Below are 11,915 nucleotides of genomic sequence, written 5' to 3'. Positions count from 1 at the left end.
TGCATGGCCGAGATTGCGCGCCGCCTGCGCCCCGAGGAGATCAACGCCCTCTCCCAGTGGCTGGCCGCCCAACCCCTGCCCGCCTCGCCCAAGCCTGAGGCCCGGATGCCGCAGCCGCTGCCGCTCAAGTGCGGGGGCCTGTCTTGAGGAGCCTGAGACGCCAGTCCTGGCGCCTGCCAGCCCTGCTGGTCGGCCTGAGCCTGGTGATCCTGCCACTGGCCCTGCTGAGCCTGGGGGGCTGGTTCGGGCTCACCGGCCCGGCGTCCAATGCCGCAGCGGCGCGTCCGACGCCAACGCCGGACCAGCTCGCTCGCGGCGCCTACCTGGCTCGGGCCGGCAACTGCATGGGCTGCCACACGGCTCGCGGTGACACGCCCTATGCGGGCGGACGGGCAATCCCCACGCCCTTCGGCACGGTCTTTTCACCCAATCTCACACCCGACCCCGCCACCGGCCTGGGCCATTGGTCCGCCGAGGACTTCTGGCGTGCCCTGCACCAAGGCCGCAGTCGCGATGGCCGCCTGCTCAACCCCGCCTTCCCTTATGACAACTACACCCTCATACGTCGCGAGGACAGCGACGCGCTCTATGACTATCTGCGCAGCCTGGCACCCGTGGCACGTCCCAAGCCGCCCGATGAGCTGCGCTTTCCCTACAACACCCAGGCGGCCCTGGCGGTCTGGCGGGCACTCTTCTTCCGCCCCGGCGTCTATGCGCCGGACCCGGACCGCGACGCGGCCTGGAATCGCGGCGCCTACCTGGTTCAGGGACTGGGACATTGCAGCGCCTGTCACGGCAGCCGCAATGCCTTGGGCGGCCATGGTGGACCGACGGACTTGCGTGGCGATCTGCTCCAGGGCCTGGGCTGGTATGCGCCCTCGCTGCACGACCCGGCCGAGGCGGGCGTAGCCCATTGGTCGACGCGCGAGCTCAAGACTTGGTTGCGCGACGGGCGCAATGCACATGCCAGCGCCCTCGGCCCCATGGCCGAGGTCGTGCTGGGCAGTACGCAGCATTTGAGTGAGCCCGATCTGGAAGCCATGGCCCGCTATCTGCGCGAGCTGCCTCAGCGGGAGCGCCCCCAGCCCGCCCGACCGACGCCCGAAGTCGGGCTGCGGGAGCAAGGCACCAAACTCTACGAACAGCACTGCGCGGCCTGCCATGGTCAGCGGGGCGAGGGCGTCCCAGGCATCTATCCGGCACTGGCCGGCAACCGCAGCGTCACCCAGGGCGAGGGCGTGAACCTGCTGCGTGTCATCCTGCGTGGCGCCTTTGCACCCTCCACCGCAGGCAACCCACGCCCCTTCGGCATGCCGCCCTTCGCTGGCGTGCTAAGCGATCAGGAGCTCGCTGCAGTCGCCAGCCATGTGCGCAACAGCTGGGGCAACGAGGCGGGTGAGCTGCGCGCGGTCGATGTGATCCGGCTCAAGTAGCCGGTCCCGTAGGCCGAAGTAGCAAGACCTGACCCCCTCTCGATAATGGGCTCCCGAGCCCCCTCGGACTTACCCTAGGTCACCCCCGCCGTCCGCGATCTTTTTCACGCGCTTTCACCGAGCTTACGGCGCCCCCCTCAATCGCGGTGTTTTCGGACCGATAGTGCGGACACGTTCCGTAACGCGGAACCCAGACATCACCGAACCGATCAAACCGAGGGATCCCCGATGAAGCTCTTGTCGCAGATGCGCATCAGCCACCGCCTGACCATCAGCTATGTGCTGCTGGCCGTGCTGCTGATCGTGGTCGGCGCTTTTGGCGCGCAGAATGCCAGCCGCCTGGCCCAGGACCTGGACAGCACCGCCAACACCAGCCTGGTGAAGATTGCCGCCGCCAATGCGCTGGAAGGCAATGTGAACGTGATCGCCCGTGCGGCTCGCGACCTGATCCTGCTGGACGAGGCCCGCCAGATCAAGCGCCAGAACGCTGCCATGGATGAGGCCATTGCCGATACCGAGAAACAACTGGCCAGCCTGGGCGCCGGCGCCGACGGCAAGGAAAAGGAACTGATCGCCCAGGTTCGCGAGACCGAAGGCAAGTTCCTCGCGGCAGTGGCCAAGTTCCGCAAGATCGCCGAGGCCGGCAATCCCGACGAGTCGCGCGAAAGCCTGATCACCGATGTGCGCCCGGCCCAGCAAGCCTACCAGGCCAGCCTCAAGGGTCTGGTGGATCTGCAGTTCAGCAATGCCCGCGATCTGGCCGTGTCCGGCGGCGAACTGGCCCGTAATGCGATCGTGATCACGGCCCTGCTGGTGGTCGTGGCCGTGGTGATCGGCGTGGGCGGCGGCTTCACCATCGCCCGCTCCATCGTGCTGCCTGCCCGCAAGGCACAAGCGGCTGCCCAAGCGATTGCTGCCGGCGATCTGACGCAGCGCATCGAGGTCGAAGGCAAGTGCGAGCTGTCGCAGATGCTGACCGCCATGCGCGATATGCAGGTGGCCCTGTCGGGCGTGGTGCAGAGCGTGAGCTCGGCTGCCGGCGAAGTGGCGCACAACTCCGGCCTGATCGCCGGCAGCAACCAGGACCTGTCGGACCGCACCGCGCGTTCGGCCGCCAGCCTGCAGAACACCGCCTCCTCGGTGGAGCAGATCGCCTCCAACCTGACCGGCGCCAGCCAGCTCACCCGCAAGGCTGCCGGCATCGCCAGCAAGGCCCGCCAGTCGGCCTCCGCCGGTGGTGCGGTGGTGACCGAGGTGGTCAACACCATGGAAGCCATCAGCCAGAGCTCCAGGAAGATCGGCGACATCATCGGTGTGATCGACGGCATCGCCTTCCAGACCAATATCCTGGCACTGAATGCCGCGGTGGAAGCTGCCCGTGCCGGCGAGCATGGCAAGGGCTTCGCGGTCGTGGCCTCCGAGGTGCGCGCCCTGGCATCGCGCAGTGCCCAGGCCGCCAAGGAGATCAAGGTGCTGATCCAGGAGTCCTCGGTCAAGGTCGAGGCCGGCACCGCCCTGGTCAACAACGCAGGTGCCACCATCCGTTCGGTGGTGGACGAGGTCAACAATATGGGTCAGCTGATCGAGGAAATCTCGCACTCGGCCCAGGAACAAGCTGCCGGCGTGGGCGTGGTCAACACCGCCATGAACGAGCTCGATCGAACCACGCAGCAGAACACCACCCTGGTGGACGAGCTCAGCCGCTCCACCGACGAGCTCAAGGAAAGCTCCACCCGCCTGCTGGATGCAATCGGATTCTTCCGCGCGGCCCCGCAGCGGGCCTGAAACCCACTCCCCCATACAAAGACATCAAGACGAGGTCCCCATGAAGCCGTCCCTCCGCCCCCTGTTCCAGATCCTGGCCGCCAGCGCCCTGATGCTGAGCTTTGCCGCCCAGGCCGCCGCACCCAAGGTCATCAAGAAGGTGCCGCCGGAGTTTCCGCGTGAGGCTGCCCAGCAGTCCATCAGCTCCGGCGTGGTCAAGGCCAAGCTGAGTATCGATGCCGACGGCAAGGTCACCGATGTCGCCATCGTGGAGGCCGAGCCGCGCCGCGTCTTCGACAGGGCCGTGACTCGCGCCCTGATGGACTGGCGCTTCGAAGCCAGCGGCGAGAAGCAGACGCACGAGGTCAAGCTGGTCTTCCGCAACGAGGACTGAGCAGCGGCCGGACAAATCACCGCGCCCCGACAAGAGCCCGCCTTACGGCGGGCTTTCTTTTTGATCTGCCACTCATCCGCCACTCGGTGTTTGCGCCACAAACCCGTCATTGAGCAGCCAGTATTGAGTCGCGTCGCTTATGCTCGCTATGCGCACAACGATATCCTAAACAGCCAGGTGCGCCGGACAACTTGTTGCCGCCCTTTCCGGGCGGCTTACATCAGGGAGTGTCTAGATGCGAAACAATGGCCCCGTAAGCCAGCGCGAGTTCCCGTTTCCGCGTGGCGAAACCTTGGTCTCCACCACGGACCTTCAAGGCCGCATCCTCTACTGCAACAGCGCGTTTGTGAGCGTCAGCGGCTACCCGCGCGAGGAGTTGATGGGGCAACCCCACAACATGATCCGGCATCCCGACATGCCCGCCGAGGCCTTCCGAGATATGTGGGAGACCATCCAGGCCGGCTTGCCTTGGTCGGCCCTGGTGAAGAACCGCCGCAAAGACGGCGACCACTACTGGGTGCAAGCCAATGTCACACCCCTGCTGGACGAGCAGGGCCGGCCAAACGGCTTCATGTCGGTGCGCACCGAGCCGGAGCGGGAGGATGTGGAGCGTGCCGAGCGGCTCTACACCCGCATGCGCGATCAAGGGGCGCAAGGGACACTGCGCCTGCGTCAGGGCCAGTTGATCGACCGCTCCCTCATCGGACGCCTGCGCGAACTGTTGCGACTCAGCTTGGGCGCGCGCATGAACCTGGTGGTGCTGTTGTCCGGGCTCAGCGGCCTGTATCTGGGCCACAAACTGGCCAACGGCGGTGGCTGGGCCACAAGCAGCGGTATCGTCATGGTGGCCCTGCTGACCCTGCTGGGCGGCTGGTATCTGCGCCGCGCAGCGATCGCGCCGATCGAGAGTCTGGTGAACTTTGCCAATCGCATCGCCGCTGGCGATCTGACTCAGCACATCAAGAACACCCGGCGCGATGAGATTGGGCGTGTCATCACGGCCCTCGCCCAACTCAATGTCAACCTGATGTCCATCGTGCGCGACGCCCGCATCGGCGTGATGCAGGTACGCCAAGGTTCGCAGGCCATATCGGCCGGCAACCAGGACCTCTCCGGCCGAACCGAGAGCCAGGCCAGCAGCCTCCAGGAGACGGCGTCCTCGATGGAACAGATCACTTCCACCGTGCACGCAAGTACCGAGATGGCGGCCAATGCCGCGAGCCAAGCCGATGCCGCGCGTCAGGTCAGCCAACGCAGCGCCGCGGCCGTGGCGGCCGTGGCCGCCACGATGGAGAACATCAGCCGGGCCTCGGCTCGCATTGCCGACATCATTCAGGTTGTGGACTCAATCGCCTTCCAGACCAATATCCTGGCGCTGAACGCCGCAGTGGAGGCGGCGCGAGCGGGCGAGCAGGGCCGCGGATTCGCCGTGGTCGCCGCCGAGGTGCGCACCCTGGCCCAGCGCACCTCCGAGGCCGCCAAGGAAGTGCGTGGACTGATCCAGGCCTCCAGCGAACGCGTGGCCGAGGGTGATGCGCAGGTGCAGAGTGCTCGCCACGCCATGGGCGAGGTGCAGCACGCCGTGGAAGATGTGTGCGGTCTGATTCAGCGCATCAGCCAGGGCATGCATGAACAGATGCAGGGCATGGACCAGATCAACGCAGCCGTGTCCGAACTGGACAGCCTGACCCAGCAGAATGCCGCCCTGGTCGAGGAAGTCTCGGCCGCAGCCATGGGACTGAACGAAAAAGCCCAAGAGGTGGCGGACTCCGTGGGCGTGTTCCGCCTGCTGGGGCAGGCCGCCGATGCCCTGCCCGATGCCGTGGCCCTGCGTCGTGCCGCAAAGGCGGCGCGCACCTGAAATCCAAGTCTGGTCCGCGCTGCCGATGGGCGCGCCACCGGCAGCTTCAACTCAAGCAACCCATGTGACAGCGCCCGCCGTTTCGGTCTGACCGACACGGCGGGCGCGGGTTCAAGGCCAGCGAGAGCGGAAGCTCACCGGCCGAGGCTTACTGCTCCACGAAGGCGCGTTCGATCACGAAGTGGCCGGGGGTCTGGGTCGATCCCTCGACGAAGCCCCGGGTCTCCAGCATGGTCTTCAGATCCTTGAGCATGCCAGGGCTGCCGCAGATCATCACGCGGTCATTGGCCACATCCAGCTTGGGCAGACCCAGATCCGCTTCGATCTTGCCCTGCTCCAGCAGATCGGTGATCCGGCCCTGGTTGCGGAAGGGCTCGCGGGTCACGGTGGGGTAATACAGCAGCTGCTTGCTGACGAACTCGCCCAGGAACTCGTCCTGCGGCAGCTCCTTCGAGATCAGGTCCTGATAGGCCAGCTCGGCCACCTCGCGGCAGCCATGCACCAGGATGACCTTCTCGAAGCGCTCATAGGTCGCCGGATCACGGATCACACTCAGGAAGGGCGCCAGACCCGTGCCCGTAGCGAGCAGCCACAGATTCTTGCCGGGGTTCAGGTAATCGATGAGCAGGGTGCCGGTGGGCTTGCGGCCGATCAGCAACTTGTCACCCGGCTGCAGATGCTGCAGGCGCGAGGTCAGCGGACCATCGGGCACCTTGATGCTGAAGAACTCCAGATGCTCTTCATGGTTGGCACTGGCCACGCTGTAGGCGCGCAGCAGGGGCTTGCCCTCCACCTTGAGGCCCAGCATCGTGAAATGCCCGTTCTGGAAACGGAAGGCGGTGTCGCGGGTGGTGGTGAAGCTAAACAGCCGGTCGGTCCAGTGACGGACGCTCAGCACCTGTTCTTCGTTGAAAGCACTCATGAGCGGGGCTTAAGTAATAACCCACGATTTTAACGAGCGCTTGTGCGACGCAGCAAATACCGGCTGCTTATATCCTTAAGCCTTGATGTCCAGCAAGCTTCCCTGGGCCCTGAGTTGGGTCTCCAGCACCCGCAGATTGGCCACATAGGTGTAGGTCGCACTGCGCTGCTCCACCAGTTCACGCTCGGCCGAAACCTGGGTCTCGCGTCCGCGCTCGACCTCAGCCTGCACGCCGCCGCTCTCGGAAGTGGCCAGGACCACACGCTCGGGCCGGAAGTCCTGGGTCTGCAGGTTCGCCGTGTTGTGGGCAGAGGCGCGCAGCCGCTCCTGGGCGGCCGAGAGCCCAGACAGGGCGGTGGACATGCTGACGGCCATGAGAGCCTCCAAAACAGCTGCAGACATCCCGAAGATCGGCAGCTGCCACGCAAACTTGAGGCCCAAATGCGAAAAAGAAGCACGGACACCCGCCAACTTCACATGCAGCGGCGGAGACAATGCGGACTTTGCAGCATGGCGACAGCAGGACATCGATGAGCATCCAGTGGTTCCCGGGTCATATGAATTCGACCCGCTACGCGATCAAGGAACGCATGAAGGCGGGCCTGGACGTGGTGATTGAGCTGCTGGACGCCCGCCTGCCCGGCTCCAGCCGCAACCCCCTGCTGGCCCAGCTCACCCAGGGCAAGCCCACACTGAAGCTGCTGAACAAGCAGGATCTGGCCGATCCGGCGCGCACCACCGAGTGGCTGGCCCACTACAACGCCATGCCAGACACCCGGGCCATAGGCCTGGACGCCAGCATTACGGCACCGGCCAAGGCCTTGATGAGCGCCTGTCGCGAGCTGGCCCCCCTGCGCGGCGGCATGGCCAAGCCCCTGCGCGTGCTGATCTGCGGCATTCCCAATGTGGGCAAGTCCACCCTGATCAACACCTTGATGGGCAAGCGCGCGGCCAAGACCGGCGATGAGCCGGGCATCACCAAGGTCGAGCAGAAGCTGGTGCTGGAGAACGACTTCTACCTCTTCGACACCCCCGGCATGCTCTGGCCCAAGATCGTCGTGCCGCAGTCGGGCTTCAATCTGGCGGCCAGCGGCGCCATCGGTCGCAATGCCTTTGTCGAGGAAGAGGTGGCGGTGGAGCTGCTGGCCTATCTGCGCCAGCACTACGCCGCTCAGCTGCAGGAGCGCTACAAGCTGGAGATCGCCCCCGAGCTCAGCGACGAGGAGCTGCTGGAACAGCTGGGCAGAAAGCGCGGCGCCGTGCTCAGTGGCGGCAGGGTGAATCTGCAAAAGGCAGCGGAAATCCTGATGTACGAGTTCCGTCAGGGCACGCTGGGCCGCATTACGCTGGAAACACCGGCGGAGTTCGACCGCTGGGTGCTGCTGGGCGAGCAGGAAGAGCTGCGCCGCCAGGAGGCGGCCGCCGAGCGCAAGCGCCTGCGCCGCAGCGGCTGAACCCTCAGGCTGTCCGCAGACGCCTCACCACCACCAGCGCTGGTTCTGCCCACCGTGGCAGTCCCACATCTGCACCGGCTGGCCGGGGCGTATGCGGGCATCCCGCACATCCAGGCATTTGCCGTTCATGGCCGAGCGGATCTGCCCGCTGCGCGACCGCCAGCGCTGGTTCTCGCCGCCATTGCAGCGAAAGGCAATCACGCCGGCCCCGTTGCCGCGGTCGCCATTGGCCACGTCCAGACAGAGCCCGCCCACCCGGATCTCGCCGCGCGGCCCCCATTCAAAGCGCTGATTGGCACCGTTGTTGCACCCATAGATGATGGCGGGAGCGCCTTCGCGCACGCGCCCGCTGATATCCAGGCACAGCCCTGCGGCACCCCGGATCTGCCGCCCATAGCCCTGCTGACCGTTCCAGTCTCCCGGATCCTCGTTCTTGTCGCGGGACTTGGAAGCCAGCAAAGCCAGGCCGGCAATGGCAGCCACCGCGGCCACCGCCGCCACCGCGTTGCTCGAGGACGAGGACTCGGCTGAGCCCTCGCCCTGATCCTGGCGGTCGGATTCGCGGAACTCCCCGATCAGACGAAAGCGCGCAGCGCAGCCCTCGTTCACCCAGAGCTCCATCTGGCTGAGGTCATAGCCCCAGCTGCGGTTGAAACGGCAGGCCCCGCCCAACTGCTGATCCAGCTCGACATCGCGGGTGCCCGCAGGCAGCTTGCGGGAAACAAGCTCGCCCTCGGAACGCAGTTCCAGTGTCCTCTCCTGCTGCGCCGCCGCGGGCGAGGCAAGCACAGCCATGCAAAGGACCATCACCAGGGTCTGTCGCGCCGGCCGCGCCGTATTGATCGATTTCATGGCTTCTTCTTCGTACAAGCTGCAAGACCGCTTCCGTGCCTTGAAGGCGGACGGTATCACGGGGTGTGCGAGGGGCCGCCTGCCAAAAGCGGCGCAGCGCCATGCGCTACTCGCGAGTGCGCATGGCGCTACAACGCAGCATCAGCCTGAACGGCTGACGACCGGGCCTCAAGCCACAGACGGCGCAGACGCCGCGCCGTCTTCGCGCGCCAGCCGCCACAGCAGTGCCATGCCCAGCACCAGGATCAGGGCCGTGAGCCACAGCGCCGCCTGGTAGCTGCCGCTGCGCTGGGTCAGCCAGCCCGCCAACGCCGGCGCGCTGACCTGGGCCAGGCCATAGCTCAGGGTGAGCCGGGCCATGGCCTTGCCCGGATTGCCCGGAGAGCGCCGCCCCACCAGGGCCAGGGTGAGGCTGACAATGCCGATGAAGGTCGCGCCATACAGCAGGGCACCAGCCAGCGCCGCCGCCAAGCTGGCCGACAGCGCCGGCAGCAGCACCGAGAAGAGTTGCAGCAAGAGAGCCCAATGCAAGGCGCGCAGCTCCCCCAGACGGCGCGCCACCCGATCCCACAGAAAGACCGCCGGCGTGGCCGCCAGCCCCACCAGCAGCCAGGCCCAGGGCCCCTGCCCGGCCAGCAGGGGCTGACGCTCCACGATGGCCACGGTAAAGGTCGCGCTGATCACAAAGCCCCAGCCGGCACAGAAATACATGGCGGCCATCAGCCGCATCCAGCGCCGGCTCGGGCCCGGTGTGACTTGCGCCGCAGAGGCCGGCGGCGGCACGGGCGGGCGCCAGCACCAGGCCAGGGCCAGCAGCGGCAAGCCCAGCAGGGCAAAACCCTGCCACTGCGCCACCCAGCCCATCTCCCAGCGGCTCATCAGCATGGCTCCCAGGGCAGAGACCACGATGCCCAGACCCAGGCCCGTGAAATGCAGACCCAGTTCCGGACGGCGGCCGGCACGCATCAGCCAGCCCAGCACCAGGCCCGAACCCAGCAGCATGCCGGCCGCACCGGTCAGCCCTCCCAGATAGCGCGACAGGGCCCAGACCCAGGGCTCGGCGCTGAGGGCCATCATGGCCGTGCTCAGCAGGGCCAGCACCAGGCCCCAGCCGTAGAGGCGATGGCGCCAACGCACGTCCTCCAGCCAGGCCGTCAGCAAGGCGCCGCTGATGTAGCCCAGATAGTTGCAGGCGGCCAGGGCGCCCGCGGCCAGATCGCTGAGCCCGGCCTGGGCCTGCATCAGAGGCAGCAAGGGCGTGTAGGCAAAGCGGGCCAGGCCAATGGTCAGCACCAGGCCGGCAATGCCGCCCACCGTGACCTGCCAGGCGCGTAGACGGGGCGGCGTGTCATGCATGGGGACAAGGGTAAACGCAGACTTGAAAGCCAGGCAGCTGCGGCCATCTGCGGAAAACCCCGAGGACCTCCGCCCCATGATGGCTTTTCTGATCGTTTGCGGCCTGGCCCTGGCCCTGGTCATCGCCCTGCTGATCCAGCCCCGGCTGCGCGAGCGGCGCCGCCTGCGCCTGGCCCATCAGCCCTTCCCGGCCGCCTGGCGGCGCCTGCTGCGCCGGCGCGTGCCGCTGGTGGCCCGGCTGCCCGCCGACCTGCAGCTGCGCCTGAAGGGGCTGATGCAGGTCTTTCTGGCCGAAAAGCCCATCATCGGCTGCGCCGGCCTGCGGGTGAACGACGAGATGCGGGTCACCATCGCCGCCCTGGCCTGCCTGCCCCTGCTGGGCGACGCCCGCGGCCTCTATCCCCGGCTGCGCCAGGTGCTGCTCTACCCGAGCGCCTTCTACGTGGATCGCCTGAGACAGGACGCCGGCGGGCTGCAGCGTGAAGAACGCCAGCTGCTGGCGGGCGAATCCTGGAGCCAGGGGCAGGTCTTGCTGTCCTGGCAGGAAGTGCTGGCGGACGCGGCCGATCCACAGGACGGTCGAAACGTGGTGATCCACGAGTTCGCCCACCAGCTCGACCAAGTCACCGGCCAAGCGGATGGCACCCCAAGCCAAGCCGATGCCCAGGCCTTGCGGCGGTGGTCGACCGTCATGCAGGCGGAGCACCGGGGGCTGCAAGAGCGCGTGGCGCGCGGTGAAGAAACGCTGCTCAGCGCGTACGGCAGCGTCGATCAGGCCGAGTTCTTCGCTGTGGCCAGCGAGGTCTTCTTCGAGCGCCCTGACGCTCTGCAAACCCAGCACCCGGCGCTGTACGGCCTGCTCTCAGGCTTCTACCGGCTGAACCCGGCGTCCTGGTAGGCGCAGGGGCGGCTGCTCAGAAGCCCAGCGAGGCCAGCAGGTCGTCCACATCGTCCTGCTTGAGGGCCTTGTCGGGCGTCTGCACGCCCTGCAGCTGATCGGCGGCGGCGGCCGGCGCTGCGATCTCGCCAACCAGGGCGTTCAAGGGCTCTTCGGCATGCTCCAGCATGCGGATGACCTTGTTGATGACCTGGCCCGAGAGATCCTGGAAATCCTGCGCCATCATGATCTCGCCGTGCAGGCTCTTCTCCCGCTCGGCAAAGGCGGCTGCAGAGGCCGCGTAGGCCGCGCACAGCCGCATCATGGCCCGCGCGCGCTCCACGCTCAGGTCCGGCGAGGTGGCCAGGCGCGCCAGTGATTCGGACAGATCCTTGCCCTGGCGACGCACCTGCTCGGCCTTGTCCATGCCCTCGTCCACCAAGCCCAGCACCTTGTTGGCGGCCTGGGCCGTCATTTCCTTGACATAGGCCAGGCGCTCGCAAGCGTCCGGCAGCTCGTGGGCGAGCTGCTCAAGAGCTTGGTGACTGGACGGGGTGCTGGCGGCGGACGACATGGGCAGCATGCTAAGGGTGACCCGGGAATTCCGAACCACGGCGCCAGCGCCAGACAGCGGGATTTTTCACGCCGCCGCGCACTTCAAGCGGCGTGGCCACGCCCGCCCGCTCAACTCCAGAGGTCCAGCGGGGGTTCGTGCGTCAGAGCGCGCAAGAGGTCGCTGCGCGACAGAAAACCCTGCAGCGCCCCCTGCTCGTCAAGTACCGGCAGGCCGGGCAGGCGCAGCTCCAGCAGCAGCTGTGCCGCCTCCCGGACCCCCGTGTCCGGCTGGGCGCTGGGCACCGGGCTCCACATCAGCGCGGCCACCGGTGCGGCCAGGCGAGCCTGCCAGGCCTCGATCTCGGCCAGCTCGGCCGGCAGGCGATCATCGCGCAACAGGTCGGCGCGGCTGATCAGCCCCACCAGCCCCCCCGCCGGGTCCAGCAC

Annotated in this window: 12 protein-coding genes; 6 read left to right on the top strand and 6 right to left on the bottom strand. The window is 67.0% G+C overall.

Annotated elements, in window-relative coordinates; all coding sequences use genetic code 11:
* The first annotated feature begins 152 nt into the window (after positions 1-152).
* From ACK5F2_RS10185 to ACK5F2_RS10170, 4 genes are all read left to right on the top strand, one after another.
* On the top strand, positions 153-1,433 hold the full coding sequence (locus tag ACK5F2_RS10185) for a c-type cytochrome (RefSeq protein WP_409864462.1): 1,281 nt from the start codon (positions 153-155) through the stop codon (positions 1,431-1,433).
* Between the two features lie 228 nt (positions 1,434-1,661).
* Positions 1,662-3,218 (top strand): methyl-accepting chemotaxis protein, encoded by a 1,557-nt coding sequence (locus tag ACK5F2_RS10180; protein ID WP_409864461.1) that lies wholly within the window; start codon positions 1,662-1,664, stop codon positions 3,216-3,218.
* Between the two features lie 40 nt (positions 3,219-3,258).
* Complete coding sequence (locus ACK5F2_RS10175) at positions 3,259-3,591, top strand: energy transducer TonB (protein ID WP_409864460.1); 333 nt, start codon at positions 3,259-3,261, stop codon at positions 3,589-3,591.
* A gap of 235 nt (positions 3,592-3,826) precedes the next feature.
* Positions 3,827-5,452, top strand: coding sequence for a methyl-accepting chemotaxis protein (locus ACK5F2_RS10170; RefSeq protein ID WP_409864459.1), 1,626 nt, complete (start codon positions 3,827-3,829; stop codon positions 5,450-5,452).
* Between the two features lie 148 nt (positions 5,453-5,600).
* Here ACK5F2_RS10170 and ACK5F2_RS10165 read toward each other — a convergent pair whose 3' ends face one another.
* Together ACK5F2_RS10165 and ACK5F2_RS10160 are read right to left on the bottom strand one after the other, a co-directional pair.
* On the bottom strand, positions 5,601-6,374 hold the full coding sequence (locus tag ACK5F2_RS10165) for a ferredoxin--NADP reductase (RefSeq protein ID WP_409864458.1): 774 nt from the start codon (positions 6,372-6,374) through the stop codon (positions 5,601-5,603).
* A gap of 75 nt (positions 6,375-6,449) precedes the next feature.
* Positions 6,450-6,749: a flagellar basal body rod protein gene (locus ACK5F2_RS10160; protein ID WP_133603887.1), complete on the bottom strand. Its 300-nt coding sequence runs from the start codon at positions 6,747-6,749 to the stop codon at positions 6,450-6,452.
* 155 nt (positions 6,750-6,904) lie between these two features.
* Here ACK5F2_RS10160 and ylqF point away from each other — a divergent pair, with 155 nt between their 5' ends.
* Positions 6,905-7,828 carry a ribosome biogenesis GTPase YlqF gene (gene ylqF, locus ACK5F2_RS10155; protein WP_409864457.1) on the top strand — a complete coding sequence of 308 codons (924 nt, stop codon included), beginning with the start codon at positions 6,905-6,907 and terminating at the stop codon, positions 7,826-7,828.
* A gap of 24 nt (positions 7,829-7,852) precedes the next feature.
* On the opposite strand, the gene ACK5F2_RS10150 is transcribed toward ylqF, so the two are convergent.
* Positions 7,853-8,680, bottom strand: a complete 828-nt coding sequence (locus tag ACK5F2_RS10150) for a lectin (RefSeq protein WP_409864456.1) — start codon at positions 8,678-8,680, stop codon at positions 7,853-7,855.
* A 168-nt stretch (positions 8,681-8,848) separates the two neighbouring features.
* Complete coding sequence (locus ACK5F2_RS10145) at positions 8,849-10,036, bottom strand: YbfB/YjiJ family MFS transporter (protein ID WP_409864455.1); 1,188 nt, start codon at positions 10,034-10,036, stop codon at positions 8,849-8,851.
* A gap of 76 nt (positions 10,037-10,112) precedes the next feature.
* On the opposite strand from ACK5F2_RS10145, the gene ACK5F2_RS10140 reads away from it, so the two are divergent.
* Complete coding sequence (locus ACK5F2_RS10140) at positions 10,113-10,934, top strand: zinc-dependent peptidase (RefSeq protein WP_409864454.1); 822 nt, start codon at positions 10,113-10,115, stop codon at positions 10,932-10,934.
* 16 nt (positions 10,935-10,950) lie between these two features.
* On the opposite strand, the gene ACK5F2_RS10135 is transcribed toward ACK5F2_RS10140, so the two are convergent.
* Both ACK5F2_RS10135 and ACK5F2_RS10130 read right to left on the bottom strand, forming a co-directional pair.
* Positions 10,951-11,487, bottom strand: a complete 537-nt coding sequence (locus ACK5F2_RS10135) for a protein phosphatase CheZ (protein ID WP_409864453.1) — start codon at positions 11,485-11,487, stop codon at positions 10,951-10,953.
* A gap of 110 nt (positions 11,488-11,597) precedes the next feature.
* On the bottom strand, positions 11,598-11,915 hold a 318-nt coding region (locus tag ACK5F2_RS10130), incomplete at its 5' end, for an HPP family protein (protein WP_409864452.1).

The organism is Roseateles sp., assembly GCF_046300915.1.
GTDB lineage: Bacteria > Pseudomonadota > Gammaproteobacteria > Burkholderiales > Burkholderiaceae_C > Kinneretia.
The sequence above is the reverse complement of the archived record's forward strand: the minus strand, read 5'-3'. Positions and strand labels throughout refer to the sequence as shown.

Coding starts and splice junctions, on each gene's coding strand:
- ACK5F2_RS10165 (WP_409864458.1), bottom strand. CDS start 6,374: ATGAGTGCTTTCAACGAAGAACAGGTGCTGAGCGTCCGTCACTGGACC.
- ACK5F2_RS10160 (WP_133603887.1), bottom strand. CDS start 6,749: ATGGCCGTCAGCATGTCCACCGCCCTGTCTGGGCTCTCGGCCGCCCAG.
- ACK5F2_RS10170 (WP_409864459.1), top strand. CDS start 3,827: ATGCGAAACAATGGCCCCGTAAGCCAGCGCGAGTTCCCGTTTCCGCGT.
- ylqF (WP_409864457.1), top strand. CDS start 6,905: ATGAGCATCCAGTGGTTCCCGGGTCATATGAATTCGACCCGCTACGCG.
- ACK5F2_RS10135 (WP_409864453.1), bottom strand. CDS start 11,487: ATGTCGTCCGCCGCCAGCACCCCGTCCAGTCACCAAGCTCTTGAGCAG.
- ACK5F2_RS10145 (WP_409864455.1), bottom strand. CDS start 10,036: ATGCATGACACGCCGCCCCGTCTACGCGCCTGGCAGGTCACGGTGGGC.
- ACK5F2_RS10180 (WP_409864461.1), top strand. CDS start 1,662: ATGAAGCTCTTGTCGCAGATGCGCATCAGCCACCGCCTGACCATCAGC.
- ACK5F2_RS10150 (WP_409864456.1), bottom strand. CDS start 8,680: ATGAAATCGATCAATACGGCGCGGCCGGCGCGACAGACCCTGGTGATG.
- ACK5F2_RS10175 (WP_409864460.1), top strand. CDS start 3,259: ATGAAGCCGTCCCTCCGCCCCCTGTTCCAGATCCTGGCCGCCAGCGCC.
- ACK5F2_RS10140 (WP_409864454.1), top strand. CDS start 10,113: ATGATGGCTTTTCTGATCGTTTGCGGCCTGGCCCTGGCCCTGGTCATC.